The sequence below is a fragment of the Bacillus sp. FSL K6-1366 genome, from assembly GCF_037976695.1.
In the GTDB taxonomy this organism is placed as follows: domain Bacteria; phylum Bacillota; class Bacilli; order Bacillales; family Bacillaceae; genus Bacillus; species Bacillus subtilis.
This window is the reverse complement of record NZ_CP150268.1, coordinates 337227-356909: the sequence shown is the minus strand read 5'-3', so window position 1 is coordinate 356909 and position 19683 is coordinate 337227. Positions and strand designations below refer to the sequence as shown.

General features: G+C 43.4%; 20 protein-coding genes. 17 read left to right on the top strand and 3 right to left on the bottom strand.

The window, feature by feature from the left end:
• Nucleotides 1-12 precede the first annotated feature (12 nt).
• From mgsA to MHI44_RS01745, 16 genes are all read left to right on the top strand, one after another.
• Nucleotides 13-426 (top strand): methylglyoxal synthase, encoded by a 414-nt coding sequence (mgsA, locus tag MHI44_RS01820; RefSeq protein WP_339202767.1) that lies wholly within the window; start codon nt 13-15, stop codon nt 424-426.
• Nucleotides 419-1129 (top strand): bacillithiol biosynthesis deacetylase BshB1, encoded by a 711-nt coding sequence (gene bshB1 / locus MHI44_RS01815; protein WP_014480112.1) that lies wholly within the window; start codon nt 419-421, stop codon nt 1127-1129. Before mgsA ends, bshB1 begins: the two co-directional genes overlap by 8 nt.
• The gene (gene bshA / locus MHI44_RS01810; protein WP_339202764.1) at nt 1126-2259 is read left to right on the top strand and encodes an N-acetyl-alpha-D-glucosaminyl L-malate synthase BshA; all 1134 of its coding nucleotides are present in this window, start codon (nt 1126-1128) and stop codon (nt 2257-2259) included. Before bshB1 ends, bshA begins: the two co-directional genes overlap by 4 nt.
• A 4-nt stretch (nt 2260-2263) precedes the next feature.
• On the top strand, nt 2264-3457 hold the full coding sequence (locus MHI44_RS01805; RefSeq protein WP_014480110.1) for a CCA tRNA nucleotidyltransferase: 1194 nt from the start codon (nt 2264-2266) through the stop codon (nt 3455-3457).
• Nucleotides 3442-4419 carry a bifunctional biotin--[acetyl-CoA-carboxylase] synthetase/biotin operon repressor gene (locus MHI44_RS01800; RefSeq protein ID WP_015714159.1) on the top strand — a complete coding sequence of 326 codons (978 nt, stop codon included), beginning with the start codon at nt 3442-3444 and terminating at the stop codon, nt 4417-4419. Before MHI44_RS01805 ends, MHI44_RS01800 begins: the two co-directional genes overlap by 16 nt.
• A 245-nt stretch (nt 4420-4664) precedes the next feature.
• Nucleotides 4665-5498 (top strand): 3-methyl-2-oxobutanoate hydroxymethyltransferase, encoded by an 834-nt coding sequence (panB, locus tag MHI44_RS01795; RefSeq protein WP_003230652.1) that lies wholly within the window; start codon nt 4665-4667, stop codon nt 5496-5498.
• 1 nt (nt 5499) lies between these two features.
• Entirely contained in the window at nt 5500-6360 is an 861-nt protein-coding gene (panC, locus tag MHI44_RS01790) for a pantoate--beta-alanine ligase (protein WP_024571841.1), read from the top strand.
• A 1-nt stretch (nt 6361) separates the two neighbouring features.
• Entirely contained in the window at nt 6362-6745 is a 384-nt protein-coding gene (panD, locus tag MHI44_RS01785; RefSeq protein WP_003225586.1) for an aspartate 1-decarboxylase, read from the top strand.
• A gap of 125 nt (nt 6746-6870) precedes the next feature.
• Entirely contained in the window at nt 6871-9666 is a 2796-nt protein-coding gene (gene dinG / locus MHI44_RS01780; RefSeq protein WP_015251827.1) for an ATP-dependent DNA helicase DinG, read from the top strand.
• Nucleotides 9667-9808: 142 nt separating this feature from the next.
• The gene (locus MHI44_RS01775; protein WP_003225588.1) at nt 9809-9979 is read left to right on the top strand and encodes a YpmA family protein; all 171 of its coding nucleotides are present in this window, start codon (nt 9809-9811) and stop codon (nt 9977-9979) included.
• Nucleotides 9980-9987: 8 nt separating this feature from the next.
• Nucleotides 9988-10473, top strand: a complete 486-nt coding sequence (gene tseB / locus MHI44_RS01770; protein WP_003230665.1) for a cell wall elongation/penicillin-binding protein regulator TseB — start codon at nt 9988-9990, stop codon at nt 10471-10473.
• A 22-nt stretch (nt 10474-10495) separates the two neighbouring features.
• A complete protein-coding gene (gene aspB, locus MHI44_RS01765; RefSeq protein WP_003230667.1) occupies nt 10496-11677 on the top strand; it encodes an aspartate transaminase AspB in 1182 nt (393 codons plus the stop codon).
• A 143-nt stretch (nt 11678-11820) separates the two neighbouring features.
• Nucleotides 11821-13113, top strand: a complete 1293-nt coding sequence (gene asnS, locus MHI44_RS01760) for an asparagine--tRNA ligase (RefSeq protein ID WP_004398777.1) — start codon at nt 11821-11823, stop codon at nt 13111-13113.
• 92 nt (nt 13114-13205) lie between these two features.
• Nucleotides 13206-13904, top strand: coding sequence for a DNA replication protein DnaD (dnaD, locus tag MHI44_RS01755; protein WP_004398499.1), 699 nt, complete (start codon nt 13206-13208; stop codon nt 13902-13904).
• A gap of 18 nt (nt 13905-13922) precedes the next feature.
• Complete coding sequence (gene nth, locus MHI44_RS01750; protein WP_009967580.1) at nt 13923-14582, top strand: endonuclease III; 660 nt, start codon at nt 13923-13925, stop codon at nt 14580-14582.
• The gene (locus MHI44_RS01745) at nt 14579-15073 is read left to right on the top strand and encodes a YpoC family protein (protein WP_009967579.1); all 495 of its coding nucleotides are present in this window, start codon (nt 14579-14581) and stop codon (nt 15071-15073) included. The genes nth and MHI44_RS01745 overlap by 4 nt, the downstream gene beginning before the upstream one ends.
• 75 nt (nt 15074-15148) lie before the next feature.
• Here the strand turns inward: MHI44_RS01745 and MHI44_RS01740 are convergent, their stop codons facing one another.
• Together MHI44_RS01740 and recU are read right to left on the bottom strand one after the other, a co-directional pair.
• Nucleotides 15149-17908: a PBP1A family penicillin-binding protein gene (locus tag MHI44_RS01740; RefSeq protein WP_212060687.1), complete on the bottom strand. Its 2760-nt coding sequence runs from the start codon at nt 17906-17908 to the stop codon at nt 15149-15151.
• A 21-nt stretch (nt 17909-17929) separates the two neighbouring features.
• The gene (recU, locus tag MHI44_RS01735; RefSeq protein WP_004399067.1) at nt 17930-18550 is read right to left on the bottom strand and encodes a Holliday junction resolvase RecU; all 621 of its coding nucleotides are present in this window, start codon (nt 18548-18550) and stop codon (nt 17930-17932) included.
• 40 nt (nt 18551-18590) lie between these two features.
• On the opposite strand from recU, the gene MHI44_RS01730 reads away from it, so the two are divergent.
• Nucleotides 18591-19553: a DUF2515 domain-containing protein gene (locus MHI44_RS01730; protein WP_015251830.1), complete on the top strand. Its 963-nt coding sequence runs from the start codon at nt 18591-18593 to the stop codon at nt 19551-19553.
• A gap of 24 nt (nt 19554-19577) precedes the next feature.
• On the opposite strand, the gene sspM is transcribed toward MHI44_RS01730, so the two are convergent.
• Nucleotides 19578-19682 carry an acid-soluble spore protein SspM gene (gene sspM / locus MHI44_RS01725; RefSeq protein ID WP_003225606.1) on the bottom strand — a complete coding sequence of 35 codons (105 nt, stop codon included), beginning with the start codon at nt 19680-19682 and terminating at the stop codon, nt 19578-19580.
• Between the last annotated feature and the right edge of the window lies 1 nt (nt 19683).

The following is a 19683-nucleotide window of genomic DNA, read 5'->3' as shown; positions in this document are numbered from 1 at the left end:
GGGGGATAAACAATGAAAATTGCTTTGATCGCGCATGACAAGAAAAAACAGGACATGGTTCAATTTACGATTGCCTATCGGGATATTTTAAAGAATCATGATCTATACGCAACCGGAACCACAGGGTTGAAAATTCAAGAGGCGACAGGTCTTCAAATTGAACGTTTTCAATCCGGCCCTTTAGGGGGAGACCAGCAAATCGGTGCATTGATCGCTGCCAATGCACTCGATCTTGTCATTTTTTTGCGCGACCCGCTGACCGCGCAGCCGCATGAACCGGATGTCTCGGCATTAATCCGGTTATGTGATGTGTATTCCATTCCGCTCGCCACAAATATGGGTACTGCGGAAATTCTTGTCCGCACACTTGATGAAGGTGTTTTCGAATTCCGTGACCTTCTTCGGGGAGAAGAGCCGAATGTATAATGCTGACGTTCTTGCTTTTGGCGCCCACAGTGATGATGTCGAGATCGGAATGGGCGGCACAATAGCGAAGTTTGTCAAACAGGGAAAAAAAGTAATGATATGCGACTTGACAGAAGCGGAACTCTCTTCTAACGGTACGGTCAGTTTACGTAAAGAAGAAGCAGCTGAAGCAGCCCGCATATTAGGCGCAGATAAAAGAATTCAGCTGACGCTTCCAGACCGCGGCCTAATAATGAGTGATCAGGCAATTCGGTCGATTGTCACTGTCATCAGAACCTGCCGCCCAAAAGCGGTTTTTATGCCGTATAAAAAGGATCGCCATCCGGATCACGGCAATGCGGCTGCACTGGTGGAAGAAGCGATCTTTTCCGCCGGAATCCATAAATATAAAGATGAAAAAAGCCTTCCGGCGCATAAAGTCAGCAAGGTTTACTATTATATGATAAATGGTTTTCATCAGCCGGATTTTGTCATTGATATCTCGGATACAATAGAGGCAAAGAAACAAAGCCTCAACGCCTACAAAAGCCAGTTTATCCCGTCAAAGGATTCAGTTTCTACTCCTCTGACGAATGGTTATATCGAGATCGTTGAAGCGAGAGAAAAGCTTTACGGTAAAGAAGCGGGCGTGGAGTATGCCGAAGGTTTCTTTTCCAAACGGATGCTGATGCTTGATCATGATGTGCTTGGGGGCGAACAATGAGAAAACTAAAAGTAGGAATCACATGCTATCCGAGCGTTGGAGGCTCAGGTATCATTGCGACAGAACTGGGGAAGCAGCTTGCTGAAAAGGGACATGAAATCCATTTCATCACATCAAGCATTCCGTTTAGACTGAATACATATCATCCCAATATTCATTTTCATGAAGTTGAGGTTAATCAATATGCTGTTTTTAAATATCCTCCGTATGATTTGACATTGGCAAGCAAAATCGCTGAGGTGGCGGAACGGGAGAATTTAGACATTATCCATGCTCACTATGCTCTTCCGCATGCCGTTTGCGCCTATCTTGCAAAACAAATGCTGAAACGCAATATCGGCATTGTTACAACTTTGCATGGCACGGATATCACGGTGTTAGGTTATGATCCGTCTCTAAAAGATCTGATCCGTTTTGCTATTGAGTCATCAGACAGAGTGACGGCAGTCTCCTCAGCGCTTGCGGCTGAAACGTACGATTTAATTAAACCGGAGAAAAAAATTGAAACGATTTATAACTTTATAGACGAGCGCGTGTATCTGAAGAAAAACACAGCGGTGATTAAAGAGAAACATGGAATTTTACCAGATGAAAAAGTCGTCATCCATGTGTCCAACTTTAGAAAGGTTAAACGCGTGCAGGATGTCATCCGTGTGTTCCGCAATATCGCTGGCAAAACGAAAGCGAAGCTGCTTTTAGTCGGAGACGGTCCGGAGAAATCGACAGCCTGCGAGCTTATCAGAAAATATGGCTTGGAAGACCAAGTCTTAATGCTTGGAAATCAAGACCGTGTTGAAGAGCTTTATTCTATTAGCGATTTGAAGCTGCTGCTATCTGAAAAAGAAAGCTTTGGCCTTGTCCTGCTTGAAGCGATGGCTTGCGGAGTGCCTTGTATTGGAACAAATATTGGCGGTATCCCTGAGGTTATTAAAAACAATGTGAGCGGATTTTTGGTGGACGTCGGTGATGTTGGGGCCGCAACAGCCCGCGCGATGAGCATTTTAGAAGATGAACAGCTAAGCAATCGTTTTACAAAGGCGGCAATAGAGATGCTTGAAAATGAATTTTCTTCCAAAAAAATTGTCAGCCAGTATGAACAGATTTATGCCGATTTAGCAGAACCGGAGTGATTACATGGAAAAAGTTTTTATCAAAGCACTTCCCGTGCTCCGCATCTTAATCGAAGCAGGCCATCAGGCTTATTTTGTCGGGGGCGCAGTTCGTGACAGCTATATGAAACGAACGATCGGAGATGTCGATATCGCGACAGATGCGGCACCTGATCAAGTAGAACGGCTGTTTCAGCGGACTGTTGATGTAGGCAAAGAGCACGGGACCATTATTGTGCTCTGGGAGGATGAAACCTATGAAGTCACGACATTCCGGACTGAATCTGATTATGTTGATTTCAGAAGACCGTCAGAAGTGCAATTTATCTCATCATTAGAAGAGGATCTAAAACGCAGAGATTTAACGATCAATGCGATGGCCATGACAGCGGATGGGAAGGTGCTTGATTATTTTGGCGGCAAGAAAGATATTGATCAGAAAGTGATTCGAACCGTTGGAAAGCCTGAGGATAGATTTCAAGAGGATGCGCTTCGTATGCTGAGAGCCGTACGCTTTATGAGCCAGCTTGGCTTTACGCTTTCACCGGAAACAGAAGAAGCCATTGCGAAAGAAAAATCACTCCTCTCCCATGTTTCAGTCGAACGAAAAACTATAGAGTTCGAGAAATTGCTGCAGGGAAGAGCTTCTCGCCAGGCGCTTCAAACACTCATTCAAACGAGATTGTATGAAGAGCTTCCTGGTTTTTATCATAAACGAGAAAACCTGATTTCAACGAGTGAGTTTCCATTCTTCTCTTTAACATCCCGTGAGGAGCTTTGGGCTGCTCTTTTAATTAACCTTGGCATAGTCTTGAAAGACGCGCCGCTTTTCCTGAAGGGTTGGAAGCTCCCGGGAAAAGTGATCAAGGAAGCCATTCACATTGCCGATACGTTTGGCCAGAGCCTTGACGTAATGACAATGTACAGAGCTGGGGAAAAAGCACTGCTCTCAGCGGCCAAAATATCGCAGCTTCGGCAAAACGAAAAACTGGATGAAAAGAAACTGAAGGACATTCAGTACGCTTATCAAAACCTGCCGATCAAAAGCCTTAAGGATCTTGATATCACGGGTAAGGACTTGCTTGCGCTTCGAAACCGGCCGGCCGGAAAATGGGTGTCGGAAGAATTACAGCGGATCGAGCAGGCTGTTGTGACAGGGAAGCTCTCCAATCAAAAGAAACACATAGAGGAGTGGCTGAAGACATGCGGTCAACATTAAGAAAAGACCTTATTGAATTATTTTCTCAGGCCGGCAATGAATTTATTTCCGGCCAAAAAATCAGTGATGCTCTCGGCTGTTCAAGAACTGCTGTGTGGAAGCATATTGAAGAGCTTCGGAAAGAGGGTTATGAAGTAGAAGCCGTTAGAAGAAAAGGATATCGGCTCATCAAAAAGCCCGGAAAACTCAGTGAAAGCGAAATTCGTTTTGGATTAAAAACGGAAGTGATGGGCCAGCATCTTATTTACCATGACGTTCTTTCAAGCACGCAAAAAACGGCTCATGAGCTCGCGAATAATAACGCACCGGAAGGCACCCTCGTGGTGGCTGACAAACAAACTGCCGGAAGGGGCCGAATGTCTAGGGTATGGCATTCTCAAGAAGGAAACGGCGTTTGGATGAGCCTGATTTTGCGGCCTGACATTCCGCTCCAAAAAACACCGCAGCTGACTCTGCTTGCTGCAGTAGCTGTTGTGCAGGGAATAGAAGAGGCAGCAGGCATCCAAACGGATATTAAATGGCCAAATGATATTTTGATTAACGGAAAAAAAACAGTCGGCATCCTAACGGAAATGCAGGCTGAAGAAGACCGCGTACGTTCAGTGATCATTGGGATCGGCATTAACGTTAACCAGCAGCCTAATGATTTTCCAGAAGAATTGAAGGACATCGCGACAAGCCTCAGCCAAGCTGCTGGGGAAAAAATTGATCGGGCCGGCGTCATCCAGCATATTTTACTATGCTTTGAGAAACGGTACCGGGATTATATGACGCACGGATTTACGCCGATTAAGCTTTTATGGGAAAGCTATGCGCTCGGTATTGGCACTAATATGAGAGCCAGAACGTTAAACGGAACCTTTTACGGTAAGGCGTTAGGTATAGATGATGAAGGCGTTCTGCTTTTAGAAACGAACGAAGGCATTAAAAAAATCTATTCTGCCGATATCGAATTGGGCTAATGTGTTGGTACAAGCCCGTTGATTTTGGTATACTTCCATTGGGCAGTATCGCCTGCGAACTGCACCTATTATTAAAATAGATAGACATTGCAGCAGTCTGCCTTGATCCAAAAAAGGACTGGGACAGAGGGATGAAACTCGCCGAACTTTAGAAAGTGAAGAATCCTTCTCGTTGTAACGGAAGGTTTTTTGGCTTGTAGAAGAAAACGGCAGATCATCTCCTCTAAACATGAGGAGGAGAAAACATGAAAACAAAACTGGATTTTCTAAAAATGAAGGAGTCTGAAGAACCGATTGTCATGCTGACCGCTTATGATTATCCGGCAGCTAAACTTGCTGAACAAGCGGGAGTTGACATGATTTTAGTCGGTGATTCACTCGGAATGGTCGTCCTCGGCCTTGATTCAACTGTCGGTGTGACAGTTGCGGACATGATCCATCATACAAAAGCCGTTAAAAGGGGGGCGCCGAATACCTTTATTGTGACAGATATGCCGTTTATGTCTTATCACCTGTCTAAGGAAGATACGCTGAAAAATGCAGCGGCTATCGTTCAAGAAAGCGGAGCTGACGCACTGAAGCTTGAGGGCGGAGAAGGCGTGTTTGAATCCATTCGCGCATTAACGCTTGGAGGCATTCCAGTAGTCAGTCACTTAGGTTTGACACCGCAGTCAGTCGGCGTATTGGGCGGCTATAAAGTACAGGGCAAAGACGAACAAAGCGCCAAAAAATTAATAGAAGACAGTATAAAATGCGAAGAAGCAGGAGCTATGATGCTTGTGCTGGAATGTGTGCCGGCAGAACTCACAGCCAAAATTGCCGAGACGCTAAGCATACCGGTCATTGGAATCGGGGCTGGTGTGAAAGCAGACGGACAAGTTCTCGTTTATCATGATATTATTGGTCACGGTGTTGAGAGAACACCTAAATTTGTAAAGCAATATACGCGCATTGATGAAACCATCGAAACAGCAATCAGCGGATATGTTCAGGATGTAAGACATCGTGCTTTCCCTGAACAAAAGCATTCCTTTCAAATGAACCAGACAGTGCTGGACGGCTTGTACGGGGGAAAATAAGATGAGACAGATTACTGATATTTCACAGCTGAAAGAAGCCATAAAACAATACCATTCAGAGGGCAAGTCAATCGGATTTGTTCCGACTATGGGGTTTCTGCATGAGGGGCATTTAACCTTAGCAGACAAAGCAAGACAAGAAAACGACGCCGTTATTATGAGTATTTTTGTGAATCCTGCACAATTCGGCCCTAATGAAGATTTTGAAGCATATCCGCGCGATATTGAGCGGGATGCAGCTCTTGCAGAAAACGCCGGAGTTGATATTCTTTTTACGCCAGATGCTCATGATATGTATCCCGGTGAAAAGAATGTCACGATTCATGTAGAAAGACGCACAGACGTGTTATGCGGGCGCTCAAGAGAAGGACATTTTGACGGGGTCGCGATCGTACTGACGAAGCTTTTCAATCTAGTCAAGCCGACTCGTGCCTATTTCGGTTTAAAAGATGCGCAGCAGGTAGCTGTTGTTGATGGGTTAATCAGTGACTTCTTCATGGATATTGAATTGGTTCCTGTCGATACGGTCAGAGAGGAAGACGGCTTAGCCAAAAGCTCTCGCAATGTATACTTAACAGCTGAGGAAAGAAAAGAAGCGCCTAAGCTGTATCGGGCCCTTCAAACAAGTGCGGAGCTGATCCAAGCCGGTGAAAGAGATCCTGAAGCGGTGATAAAAGCTGCAAAAGAAATCATTGAAACGACTAGCGGAACCATAGACTATGTAGAGCTTTATTCCTATCCGGAACTCGAGCCTGTGAATGAAATTGCTGGAAAGATGATTCTCGCTGTTGCAGTTGCTTTTTCAAAAGCGCGTCTAATAGATAATATCATTATTGATATTCGAGAAATGGAGAGAATATAATATGTATCGAACAATGATGAGCGGCAAACTTCACAGGGCAACTGTTACGGAAGCAAACCTGAACTATGTGGGAAGCATTACAATTGATGAAGATCTCATTGATGCTGTGGGAATGCTTCCTAATGAAAAAGTACAAATTGTGAATAATAATAATGGAGCACGTCTTGAAACGTATATTATTCCTGGTAAACGGGGAAGCGGTGTCATATGCTTAAACGGTGCAGCCGCACGCCTTGTGCAGGAAGGAGATAAGGTCATTATTATTTCCTACAAAATGATGTCTGATCAAGAAGCGGCAAGCCACGAGCCGAAAGTGGCTGTTCTGAATGATCAAAACAAAATTGAACAAATGCTGGGAAACGAACCCGCCCGTACAATTTTGTAGAAGAAAAGCCCCCTTTATCGGGGGTTTTCTTTTAAGATTTTGAGAGTAAAACGGTTTTGCCGCTCCATTTCCGTACAAAACGTGTTACACTTTTGTCGTATGCAAGAATTGAGGTGTCCATTTTAATGAATAAGCAACGGTTCGTTGTTATAGATGTAGAGACAACAGGGAATTCGCCGAAGAAAGGCGATAAAATTATACAAATCGCAGCGGTTGTAATCGAAAATGGACAAATTACTGAGCGGTTTTCAAAATACATTAATCCAAATAAATCAATCCCTGCTTTTATTGAGCAGCTTACTGGAATCTCTAATCAAATGGTCGAGAATGAACAGCCATTTGAAGCAGTTGCTGAAGAAGTATTCCAATTGCTTGATGGCGCTTATTTTGTCGCCCACAATATCCATTTTGACCTTGGATTTGTCAAGTATGAGCTGCATAAGGCGGGCTTTCAGCTCCCAGATTGTGAAGTGCTTGATACTGTCGAGCTCTCACGCATTGTTTTTCCGGGATTTGAAGGGTATAAGCTGACGGAATTAAGCGAGGAGCTTCAGCTGCGGCATGATCAGCCGCACCGGGCTGACAGCGATGCTGAAGTGACAGGGCTTATTTTTTTGGAAATCCTTGAAAAGCTGCGGCAGCTTCCTTATCCGACTTTAAAGCAGTTAAGAAGGCTTTCGCAGCATTTCATCAGTGATCTGACGCATTTGTTGGATATGTTCATTAATGAAAACAGACATACCGAGATACCGGGCTATACGCGCTTTTCTTCGTTTTCTGTCAGAGAACCTGAAGCTATCGATGTTCGTATAAATGAGGACGAGAACTTCTCATTTGAGATCGAAAGCTGGGAAGCGGGAAATGAAAAAGCGCTGTCAGAGTTAATGCCTGGGTATGAAAAAAGAGACGGCCAAATGATGATGATGAGAGAGGTGGCTGATGCGTTTGCCAATCGTGAGCATGCGCTGATTGAAGCTCCTCCAGGCATCGGAAAAACGATTGGCTATCTGATTCCGGCTGCGCTTTTTGCCAAGAAATCAAAAAAGCCGGTCATAATCAGCACGTATTCGACGCTTTTACAGCAGCAGATTCTCACAAAGGATTTGCCGATTGTCCAAGATCTGTTTCCATTTCCGGTAACAGCGGCGATTTTAAAAGGGCAATCGCATTATTTATGCCTGTATAAATTTGAGCAGGTGCTTCATGAAGAAGATGATAATTATGATGCCGTACTGACAAAGGCACAGCTTCTCGTTTGGCTGACAGAGACAAATACAGGAGATGTAGCGGAACTGAATTTGCCTTCAGGCGGAAAATTGCTGTGGGACAGATTGGCTTATGACGATGACTCCTATAAAAGAAGTCGCAGTGAGCATGTGATCGGTTTTTACGAGCGGGCCAAACAGATTGCTATGCGCTCCGATTTGGTGATCACCAATCATTCCCTTTTGCTGACCGATGAAGGCAGCCAGAAAAAAAGGCTTCCCGAAAGCGGCACATTTATTATTGATGAAGCACACCATTTTGAACGTGCGGCAAGCGAACATTTAGGGAAAAGAGCCACGTACATAGAATTGCATACGAAATTGAGCAGAATCGGCACTCTGAAGGAGCAGGGACTTCTAAAAAAGATGAGACAGCTATTCCAGCGAAACAGCCTGCCGGTTGATTCATTTTTCGAATTGGAAGAGTGGCTTCAGCACGTTCAAGCAGAAAGTGATGCTTTCTTCAGCTCTGTACATTCTTTTGTCAAACGAAGAAAACCTAAAGAAGACTTAAACCGTCTAGTGTTTAAGGTGAACAAAGAAAGCCAGGATAAAAGCTGGTCGATCTTAACGGATGGTGCGGAGAGGCTTTGTTCCATGCTGACACATTTGCAGCAGCTTTTTGAGGCACAGTCATCCCTGATGGAAAAACATTTGAAGGGTATGAAGAGCAAAACAGTCTTTTTAGCCGATGAATACCAAAGAAGCATGAAAGGCTTGCAGCATTACTGTCAGACGTTGCAGAAGCTCTTCTTTGGGTCTGATGACGATGAAGCGGTTTGGATTGAAATAGATGCAAAGGGTGCGAAAAATGCAGTGGCCATTTACGCACAGCCTCTTGAACCTGGTGAACTTCTGGCTGATCAGTTTTTCGCGCGCAAAAATAGTGTGGTGCTGACATCTGCAACCCTTACAGTCGAAGGTTCTTTTCAATTTATGATTGAACGACTGGGACTGAGTGACTTTTTCCCGCGGACAATGAGAATTGAGTCACCCTTTTCTTACGATGAGCGTATGCAGGTGATGATTCCAAAGGAAATGAAATCAATTCAGGATACAGGGCAACCTGAATTCATACAGGATACAGCCCGTTATATCGAACTGATGGCAAAGGAAAAACAGCCTAAAATTCTTGTGCTGTTTACATCCCATGATATGCTGAAAAAGGTTCACCAGGAGCTTAAGCATAACATGAGTGCTTCCGGCATTCAGCTCTTGGCACAAGGGATTACAGGCGGAAGTCCCGGCAAGCTGATGAAGACTTTTAAAACATCCAATCAGGCGATCCTGCTCGGAACAAATCATTTTTGGGAAGGCGTTGATTTCCCTGGTGATGAGCTGACGACAGTAATGATCGTGAGGCTCCCATTTCGGTCCCCTGATCACCCGCTTCATGCTGCAAAATGTGAGCTTGCCCGTAAAAAAGGAAAGAATCCGTTTCAAACAGTGTCATTACCGGAAGCTGTGCTGACCTTCAGGCAAGGAATCGGACGCTTGCTGCGTTCTGCGGGAGACAAGGGAACGATTATTATATTGGACAGACGGATTAAAACCGCTGGTTACGGCCGGCTGTTTCTTGATGCCTTGCCGACAACCTCGGTATCCGAAATGACTGACAGCGAGCTTGAAGCTTATGTTGCAGGGGAAAAAGAATAAAAGCCGCATAAAGCGGCTTTTGCGGTGTGGGAGTAGGATGGTGTTTTATTTAAAAGCGGATTTCCCGCTCTGTGATACTAGTATGGCGTGTCCTGAAATGGAGTATGACTAACAATATTTGCTCAAACTGGAGGATGAAAAAATGGAAAGTAAAATCGAAATTCTTTCAACAATTAATGTAGAGCATTCTGATGATCTGTATAAAATTGTGGACACATTGAATCGTACACTGAAAAGAGACAATCTGATGTTCGGCCTTGCGCTGGATGAAGAAAACAAAAACCAAGCCGTTTTTACCATTTATCGTACGTAGGTGAGAAGATGAGAAAAAAAGCATTAATATTTACCGTCATTTTTGGTATTATTTTTTTAGCAGTACTTCTTGTCTCGGCAAGCATTTATAAATCAGCCATGGCACAAAAGGAAGAGGGGCACGAAGCAGCAGCTGCTGAAGCTAAAAAAGAAACCGATCTCGCCCATGTTGATCAAGTCGAAACATTTGTCGGAAAAGAGAAATATTATGTTGTAAAGGGAACGGATAAAAAAGGCACTGCATTATATGTCTGGGTTCCTGCTGATAAAAAAGCAAAAATTCTCTCAAAAGAAGCGAAAGAGGGAATCTCTGAAGACAAAGCGGCGAAAATCATAAAGGATGAAGGGCTGGTTTCAAAGCAAAAAGAGGTTCATCTGGCAAGAGAAGGAAACGTCCTGCTTTGGGAAGTGACGTACTTAGACAAAGAAGGGCAATACAGTTTAAGTTATGTGGACTTTACAACTGGAAAGATTCTCAAAAATATCACGCCTTAAGACGAATTAGGGGGAGTTCAAGTTGAAACTGGCAAAAAGAGTATCCGCATTAACACCATCAACCACACTGGCAATCACAGCGAAAGCGAAAGAACTGAAAGCCGCAGGCCATGATGTCATCGGCTTAGGAGCAGGAGAACCTGACTTCAATACACCGCAGCATATTATTGATGCCGCTGTGCGTTCGATGAACGAGGGCCATACGAAATACACGCCTTCCGGTGGTTTGGCTGAACTGAAAAACAGCATTGCAGAGAAATTTAAACGCGACCAGAATATTGAATACAAACCGTCTCAAATTATTGTCTGCACTGGTGCCAAACATGCTCTGTATACCCTTTTCCAAGTGATTTTGGATGAAGAAGATGAAGTTATTATTCCAACGCCTTACTGGGTAAGCTACCCGGAGCAGGTGAAACTCGCTGGCGGAAAGCCTGTTTATGTAGAAGGGCTTGAGGAAAATCACTTCAAAATTTCGCCTGAGCAGCTGAAAAATGCAATTACGGAAAAAACAAAAGCAATCGTTATTAACTCTCCAAGCAACCCGACTGGTGTCATGTATACGGAAGAAGAACTATCTGCGCTCGGTGAAGTGTGCCTTGAACATGATATCTTGATTGTGTCAGATGAAATTTATGAAAAACTTACATACGGCGGAAAGAAACATGTTTCCATTGCACAGCTGTCAGACAGACTGAAAGAGCAAACGGTCATTATAAACGGCGTATCGAAGTCCCACAGCATGACAGGCTGGAGAATCGGTTATGCGGCAGGCTCTGAAGACATTATTAAAGCGATGACGAACCTTGCAAGCCACAGCACGTCAAACCCGACATCAATCGCACAATACGGAGCGATTGCTGCTTATAACGGGCCTTCTGAGCCATTGGAAGAAATGAGAGAAGCATTTGAACATAGATTAAATACGATCTATGCAAAGCTCATAGAAATCCCAGGGTTCAGCTGTGTGAAGCCGGAAGGTGCTTTTTACTTGTTCCCAAATGCAAAAGAGGCAGCTCAATCTTGCGGTTTCAAAGATGTAGATGAATTTGTTAAAGCGCTTCTCGAGGAGGAAAAAGTTGCGATTGTTCCAGGATCCGGGTTTGGCTCTCCTGAGAATGTCCGTCTTTCTTATGCAACATCGTTAGATCTTCTTGAAAAAGCCATTGAAAGAATCAAGCGTTTTGTAGAAAAACATAGCTAACAGATCAAAAAGCGGCTGACAGAAAAGCCGCTTTTTATCTGCATTGACCCGGTTAGTTAAGAGCGGGTATAATAAAGTGATGATAAAAGAGTTCGCGGGGCAATGAGCTTCCGAATGTCTTTCTTGTTTTGGAGGGAAATATGTTGAAAACAACAATCAACCAAGTGTACAAGCACGTAGGTGAGGAAGTAACGATCGGAGCTTGGGTCGCTAATAAGCGTTCAAGCGGGAAAATTGCGTTTTTACAGCTTCGGGACGGTACCGGTTTTATTCAGGGTGTCGTAGTAAAAGCGGAAGTGGAAGAAAGCATTTTCCAAACAGCTAAATCAGTGACGCAGGAAACGTCGCTCTATATAAAAGGGATTGTCAAAGAGGACGAGCGTTCTCCGCTTGGATATGAACTTGCTGTGACAGATATTGAAGTCATTCACGAAGCGACCGATTATCCAATTACACCAAAAGAACACGGAACGGAATTTTTGATGGATCACAGACATTTATGGCTGCGTTCAAAGCGCCAGCATGCGATCATGAAAATCCGTAATGAAATCATTCGCGCGACTTACGAATTCTTTAATAACGAAGGCTTCGTAAAAGTGGATCCGCCGATTTTGACTGGAAGCGCACCTGAAGGAACAACAGAACTCTTTGCGACAAAGTACTTTGATGAAGATGCATATCTGTCTCAAAGCGGACAGCTCTACATGGAAGCTGCGGCAATGGCTTTAGGAAAAGTATTCTCTTTCGGACCGACATTCAGAGCGGAAAAGTCTAAAACAAAGCGTCACTTAATCGAATTCTGGATGATCGAACCGGAAATGGCGTTTGTAGAATTTGAAGAAAATCTCCAAGTACAGGAAAATTACGTTTCTTTCATCGTGCAATCAGTTCTTAAAAATTGCAAAATTGAACTAAACACATTGGGAAGAGACACGTCAAAACTTGAGCAAATCAAAGCCCCGTTCCCAAGAATTACGTATGATGAAGCGATTGAATTTCTGAAAGAAAAAGGCTTTGACGATATCGAGTGGGGAGATGATTTCGGAGCGCCTCATGAAACAGCGATTGCTGAACATTATGACAAACCGGTATTCATCACTCGCTATCCGACGTCCTTAAAACCGTTCTATATGCAGCCGGCTTCTGACCGTGAGGACGTTGTGCTTTGCGCTGACTTGATTGCGCCGGAAGGCTATGGAGAAATCATCGGCGGGTCTGAACGAATTCACGATATGGAACTTTTGGAATCGCGTCTTAAAGAACATGGACTGGATTCTGACGCATATAAATGGTATGCTGAACTTAGAAAATATGGATCAGTTCCTCATTCCGGCTTCGGCCTTGGATTAGAGCGGACAGTAGCTTGGATCAGCGGAGCGCCTCACGTTCGTGAAACGATTCCGTTCCCAAGACTGTTAAACCGTCTGTATCCGTAATACATTCAAATGAAACAAAAAAGAGTCTCCTGCAAGGGAGACTTTTTACAGTAAAGGGGCAATCACAATCCTTTACAGTAAGAGGTGTGACGATGAAAAAACAGCAATTTATTGATATGCAGGAGCAGGGAACATCAACCATCCCCAATCTTCTGCTCACGCATTATAAACAGCTTGGGCTTAATGAAACAGAACTTATTCTGCTGTTAAAAATTAAAATGCATTTAGAAAAAGGATCATATTTTCCTACACCGAATCAGCTGCAGGAAGGTATGTCAATTTCTGTTGAAGAATGTACAAACAGATTGCGGATGTTTATTCAAAAAGGCTTTCTGTTTATTGAAGAATGCGAGGATCAAAACGGCATCAAATTTGAGAAATATTCTCTTCAGCCTTTATGGGGGAAACTGTACGAGTATATTCAGCTTGCACAGAATCAAACACAGGAAAGAAAAGCAGAAGGGGAACAAAAAAGCCTTTATACCATTTTTGAGGAAGAGTTCGCAAGGCCGTTATCGCCTTTGGAGTGTGAAACGCTGGCGATCTGGCAGGACCAGGATCAGCATGACGCACAACTGATCAAACACGCGTTAAAAGAGGCTGTACTATCAGGAAAACTCAGTTTCCGCTACATTGACCGGATTTTGTTTGAATGGAAGAAAAACGGGCTTAAAACTGTGGAGCAGGCAAAAATACACAGCCAAAAATTCCGGCGTGTACAAGCAAAGCAGAATGAACCGCAAAAAGAGTATAAAAGGCAGGTTCCTTTTTACAATTGGCTTGAACAATAAAGTGAAAAGGTGACAATCGTGTTAAATCTAAAACAAATTGAATTCTGTTTAGACAAGATAGGTGACATGTTTCCTCATGCGGAGTGTGAACTGGTTCATTCCAATCCTTTTGAATTAGTGGTGGCTGTTGCTTTATCTGCGCAATGTACAGATGCACTTGTAAACAGAGTGACCAAAACATTATTCCAAAAATATAAACGGCCGGAAGACTATTTGGCTGTTCCGCTGGAAGAGCTTCAGCAGGATATTAAATCAATCGGTTTATATCGTAATAAAGCGAAAAATATTCAAAAGCTGAGTAAAATGATTATTGAAGATTACGGCGGAGAAGTGCCGAGAGACCGCGATGAGCTTGTCAAACTGCCAGGGGTCGGGAGAAAGACCGCAAACGTAGTGGTATCCGTTGCGTTTGGCGTGCCGGCCATAGCCGTAGATACCCATGTGGAGAGAGTCAGCAAACGATTGGGCATTTGCCGGTGGAAGGACTCGGTTCTGGAAGTTGAAAAGACGCTGATGCGCAAGGTTCCCAAAGAAGATTGGTCCGTTACGCATCACCGGCTTATTTTCTTCGGCAGATATCACTGTAAAGCCCAATCTCCGCGCTGTGCGGAGTGTCCGCTGCTTTCTTTGTGCAGAGAAGGGCAGAAGAGGGATAAAAAAGGACTGGTGAAACGATGACGCAAGCAAAAGAAGTGTTGGCTTCCTATGAGCAATACTTGCGCAGTCTTGGCCAGAAGAGTTCCTCGGATATGAAGAAAACCTTGCAGACCAATCCCGTGTATTTTGATTTCTGCACGGAATTACAAGGCGATTTGCCATGGGAGGACAGCGGGAAATACGTTCCGCTTTTATTTGAAGTGTGGGATGACATCAAAGCATCACTTCTCCCAGTCTTTCAAACACGAAAATCGAGATGTGACCAAAACGAAATGTTAAAGGGCATTGTGTGTTTGCTGGCTTCGTTACATTGGACAGCAGGTGAGCCGGTGAAATCGCTCGATTGGCAAGAACTGAGGGAGAAATCATATCCCGCAAAGCCGATTAATTGGGCTGAACGAGTGGAATTTATTCTTCTTAAGCCGACCCAATACCATTGCTTTATTCAGCTTGATGAGCTGATTACCGAAATGAAAAAGCACTTTTATAAATATCATGCGATGAATCGATAAAACCTCCTGATAAAACGGGAGGTTTTTTATTGTGTACCAAAAAAGCCATCACCCCAAAGGTGACGGCTTTTTTGGTTAATTTGTTTTTTCAATTGATGATGAGTTTGTTTGTGTTTTATTAGATGTGTCTGTTTTATTTTTATTCGTGTCAGTACCTGTTGAGTCATTCGTATCTGAGTTCGAATCACCATCCGACATATCCTGGTTGTTGCTGTTATTACTGTTATTGTTATTACTATTGTTAGATTGGTCTTGGTTACTGTTGTCAGACGGATTGGTGTTCGTGTTGTCTTGTTTTTTGTCTTGATCATTTGTTGAATCATCTGTCTGATCTTGATCCGTCTGACCGTCATCTTTTTGAGAATCATCAGTTTGTGTATCATCCTGAGTCTTCTCATCATCTTGTTTTTCATCATCCGTTTGTTGCTGGTCTTTTTTATCTTCATCGTCTTCAGCTTTTGGCACCTCATAAGATGTGGAAGCTGTACTTTTGCCATCATCACTGACGGCTGTTACTTCGAATTTGTACACAGATCCTGGCTGCACACCCGAAATGACTGCCTCTTTTGCAGAGCTGTTTTGAATTTCCGAGTAGCTGCCGCCGTCAACAGATTGCTTTACAGCAAAGGTCGCATCTCCGTCATAATTCCAGCTTAACGTTAAAGATTGATTGTCTTTATCGTATTTCACGTTTAAACCAGACAGTTTAGCTGTTTCCTCTTTTTCTTCTTTCTCATATGTTTTAGAAACAGTAGAAGGAGCTGTGCCTTTAACAAAGTACTCTGTGAGCTTCTTATCGCTTGGCGTATTTGGCCCTGCCAGTTTTGCAGGGTTTGAGCCTTTTTCTACAGAGGCTTCCACTACGCTGTCAGGCTTCTCAAATGATCCGCTTCCGTCATCGACATCGGCGATGAGCTGGGCGAAGATGCGCTTTGCAATCTGTTGCTCTGTTTTATTTAAAGATTTTTTTCCTATCTTATTTTGAGAATCTACACCTGTCCAAACAGCAGCGGTATATTGAGGTGTATATCCTACAAACCATGAATCTGGTACACCGCCTTGTGCAATATTGTATTTTTGCATATCCGCTTCATCAAAGTTGGTTGTACCTGTTTTACCTGCAACTTCCACTCCCGGAACTTGTGCAAGCTGTCCAGTACCTGTTTTAACAGCTGTTTTCAGCATATCTGTAATCATAAACGCAGTATAATCGCTCATTGCTGACTTTGATTTTGGTGTTAAATCAAGCTTTGTGCCATCGTTAAATTCAATAGACTTTACAAAATGCGGTTCGTTATATGTTCCGTTATTTCCGAATGCACTGTATGCTCCAGCCATAGTTAGAGTAGAGACACCGGGATTACCTTCTCCGAATCCACCGATAGAATATGATTCATACACTTTTTCTTTATTTAATCCGAGCCCCAGTCCATTAGCAAAATCAACTGCTGCATCTTTTCCGACTGCTTGGAACGCTTTTAGAGCCGGGATGTTACGTGATTGGGCGAGGGCTTCACGCATAGACATGACCCCTTTATAGGAACGGTCAAAGTCTCGAATAGGTGTTCCATCTGAATACGTGTAAGCTGAGTCATCAATTTGCTCGTAAGTTGACCATTTTTTATTTTCAATCACTGGACCGTAGTCGAGAATAGGTTTAATGGTAGACCCAGGCTGTCGCTGGGCTTGGGTCGCGTAATTATAGCCACCAACCGTAGAATCTCTTCCGGAGCCAATCGCCCGCACTTCTCCGGTTTTCGTATCGAGAAGGGTAACGCCGCCCTGCATGCCTTCAGTAAATCCGACGGTGTCTCCGTCCATTAATTCATCTAGTTTATCTTGTGCTTTTGTATCTAATGTCGTATAGATCTTTAATCCGTCAGCAGATGGATCGACATCAGATTTTTCATCAATTTCCTTCATAACCTCTTCAACAAATGCGCTGTATTTGTTTGTACTTGCTTTTTCATATTCCTTCTGTGACACGACGCCTTCGTCTTTCACTGCCACTTTTTTCGCTTTGTTATATTGAGAATCAGAAATAAATCCTTGCTTTTTCATCAGACTGAGTACGATGTTCCGTCGTTTTTCCGCTTTATCCGGGTTTTTGACCGGGTTGTACGCTGTTGGGCTCTGCGGCATTCCTGCAAGCGTCGCAGCCTGTTCGACAGTCAATTTGCTTAAATCTGTAACGCCGAAAAATTCTTCCGCCGCTTTTCCGATTCCGTATGCTCTAGGAGAAAAATAAATCCGGTTTAAATACATTTCTAAAATTTCATCTTTAGAGTAATTGCGCTCCAGCTGAATCGAAAGCCATACTTCCTGCACCTTCCGTTTCAACGTTTTCTGATGTGAAAGAAGGGAGTTTTTGACGACCTGCTGGGTGATCGTACTTCCGCCTTCAGCCCCGAAGCCGTCTTTAAAGTTGGCAACTAAAGCACCGCCGATACGGACAGGGTCAATCCCGTGGTGCTCATAAAAACGAGCGTCTTCTGTCGCGATAAAGGCTTCTTTTACAACATCGGGAATTTCATCTATCGAGACGTAGGTCCGTTTTTCGGCGCCGACTTCGGCGATCTCTTTTCCATTTTTATCATAAATCGTTGATGAATAAGGCGTCTTCAATTTGCTTTCATCAAGGGACGGCGCATCAGAAACCATGACGGCAAATGTAACAGCACCGCCGACTACGCCTAAAACAAACAGAATGAGTAAAGTGAAAAGGGTCTTTTTAAACAATCCGCCCTTTTTTCGTTTCTTGCCTTTTTTCGGTGAAGGACTCGACTTGCTGTTCGCTTTTCGTCGAGCTTCACGGCTGTTAAATTGATCTGACATAACATCTCAACCTTTCGTTAATCAACCTTTCGCACCAGATGATGGCGAAAAATAAAGCTGTTCAATAATACTAATATAATCAATTCTGGGTGCGTATCCAAGAGAAATCGGATAAGCTGTTTCTTCCAACTCATCTTTTCGAATTGATTTTCTGCCGTTTTTTTCTTTTCTGTCCCAGAAATAAAACAGCTTATCGGCTTCCAAAAAATAAACCTGGTCGAAAGCGGATATAATAACAAAACAAATACCGTCTTGAGCCTTTACCTGCTTCATGTGCTCGATTTGATGGTCATGAAAATTCTGCAGGGGGAAAGAGGTCTTGTTTTTCGTTTCTTTCGCCTCAAAATCAATATACCGCCCTTTGTAAATCCCATTGTAGTCTGTTGTCGATGATTGTTTAAAGTAAGCTTCTTTAATCACTGCGGCACTTCTTTTTGGATAATGGACATTTACAATTTGAACAGGTGTCGGCTTTTTGTGTATAACGGCAATTTGGTTTGTCAGATAATACTTATTCGTTTCGTTTAAGTCATCTTCGAGGGTCATTCCGCGATTACTGTAAGACGGGGCCCTTTTCTGACTGTTTTGGGATGAAACCGAATGTTTCGGCTGAAATGTTTTTCCGTTAGGATACCGAATCACTTTCTCATCCTCCTTATTAAACTAATCATGACGGAAGTGAATGAACGTGCAAGAACAACAGACCATTAGAAAGCTTCTGAGCCGGATTGAGCGGCAGACAAAAATAAAAAACGCGGATAACATTTCAAGAACAAATGCTTATAAAGCATTTTACGACCGTCATCCGGAAATCAAATGGTCACTCTTGGCTTCTTTCGTTTCTCGTAATGCCGGCTGGTCAATGACTGACTTAAAAGGCAGTCTGTTTCAGCTTGGACTCCGTGAGAGACAGCAAAAATGGTTCTTTTTAGCCTATGAAAGAGCGAACTGGCTTATTTTTTCGGATGCCTATCCGCAGCTTCTTTTATACCACTGGTCAAAAAGAGTTGGGAAGCCGCTGTTTCATCTGCTGCATGTGTTTGGCGTCTCGCAATTTATGTCGGAAGAATGGACCCGTTTTTGGCATGAGCGAAATACGGAGCGGCTAATGTACGCCCTCATTATAAATGAACAAAACACTATCCAAACACCTATTATACAAAATCCTTCGTTTAAAAAGAATGTTTTTGACACGATTCCTTTTTATTTAAGTGACTGGTTTCATTTTAACACCGTTATTTTTCCTTCCTCAAATGGGTTTTTTTACGGCATTTCAGTGAAACGCTTTTCGAAGGCGGAGGAAAGGATAAGGCTGGGAAAGCAGCTGTCTCAATTGCTGTTCAAGCCAGAATTGTTCTCCTCTTTTTATCACTTTTTGCACACAGTGCCGCACACAGGTTCCCGTTTTGATATGGAAAAGATGATCGGGATTACAAAAAGAACATCTCCTATGCTAAGGACATGCTACCCTGAGTTAATCCACTCATTAGACGGAACGAAAACAGATTGGTTTCATGGAAAGATAAAGAAAACGTTCTTTAGGCGCGAGGAATTGCCGAAGCAGATTGAATTGACAGACTGGTATTTACATAAAAAGCGCCAGCTTCATGCGCTTTTTGCGGTGGAGCAGTGGCTCAAAAAATAAAGAAGCAAGGAAATTCCTTGCTTCTTACGTAGAAGGGCGGTTCGGGCCGCCTAATTTTTTATCTAAAGAATCGATTGCCTTTGATTCAGTCTTTTTTTGCTGGCCGGCTTTTTTCGGTCTTGTTTTCATA

Excerpts from the sequence above, each read along its gene's own strand:
- sspM (WP_003225606.1), bottom strand. The coding sequence starts at position 19,682 with ATGAAAACAAGACCGAAAAAAGCCGGCCAGCAAAAAAAGACTGAATCA.
- MHI44_RS01800 (WP_015714159.1), top strand. The coding sequence starts at position 3,442 with ATGCGGTCAACATTAAGAAAAGACCTTATTGAATTATTTTCTCAGGCC.
- dinG (WP_015251827.1), top strand. The coding sequence starts at position 6,871 with ATGAATAAGCAACGGTTCGTTGTTATAGATGTAGAGACAACAGGGAAT.
- bshA (WP_339202764.1), top strand. The coding sequence starts at position 1,126 with ATGAGAAAACTAAAAGTAGGAATCACATGCTATCCGAGCGTTGGAGGC.
- bshB1 (WP_014480112.1), top strand. The coding sequence starts at position 419 with ATGTATAATGCTGACGTTCTTGCTTTTGGCGCCCACAGTGATGATGTC.
- dnaD (WP_004398499.1), top strand. The coding sequence starts at position 13,206 with ATGAAAAAACAGCAATTTATTGATATGCAGGAGCAGGGAACATCAACC.
- MHI44_RS01730 (WP_015251830.1), top strand. The coding sequence starts at position 18,591 with ATGAACGTGCAAGAACAACAGACCATTAGAAAGCTTCTGAGCCGGATT.
- MHI44_RS01805 (WP_014480110.1), top strand. The coding sequence starts at position 2,264 with ATGGAAAAAGTTTTTATCAAAGCACTTCCCGTGCTCCGCATCTTAATC.
- MHI44_RS01775 (WP_003225588.1), top strand. The coding sequence starts at position 9,809 with ATGGAAAGTAAAATCGAAATTCTTTCAACAATTAATGTAGAGCATTCT.
- panB (WP_003230652.1), top strand. The coding sequence starts at position 4,665 with ATGAAAACAAAACTGGATTTTCTAAAAATGAAGGAGTCTGAAGAACCG.
- mgsA (WP_339202767.1), top strand. The coding sequence starts at position 13 with ATGAAAATTGCTTTGATCGCGCATGACAAGAAAAAACAGGACATGGTT.
- MHI44_RS01740 (WP_212060687.1), bottom strand. The coding sequence starts at position 17,908 with ATGTCAGATCAATTTAACAGCCGTGAAGCTCGACGAAAAGCGAACAGC.
- panD (WP_003225586.1), top strand. The coding sequence starts at position 6,362 with ATGTATCGAACAATGATGAGCGGCAAACTTCACAGGGCAACTGTTACG.
- tseB (WP_003230665.1), top strand. The coding sequence starts at position 9,988 with ATGAGAAAAAAAGCATTAATATTTACCGTCATTTTTGGTATTATTTTT.
- MHI44_RS01745 (WP_009967579.1), top strand. The coding sequence starts at position 14,579 with ATGACGCAAGCAAAAGAAGTGTTGGCTTCCTATGAGCAATACTTGCGC.
- panC (WP_024571841.1), top strand. The coding sequence starts at position 5,500 with ATGAGACAGATTACTGATATTTCACAGCTGAAAGAAGCCATAAAACAA.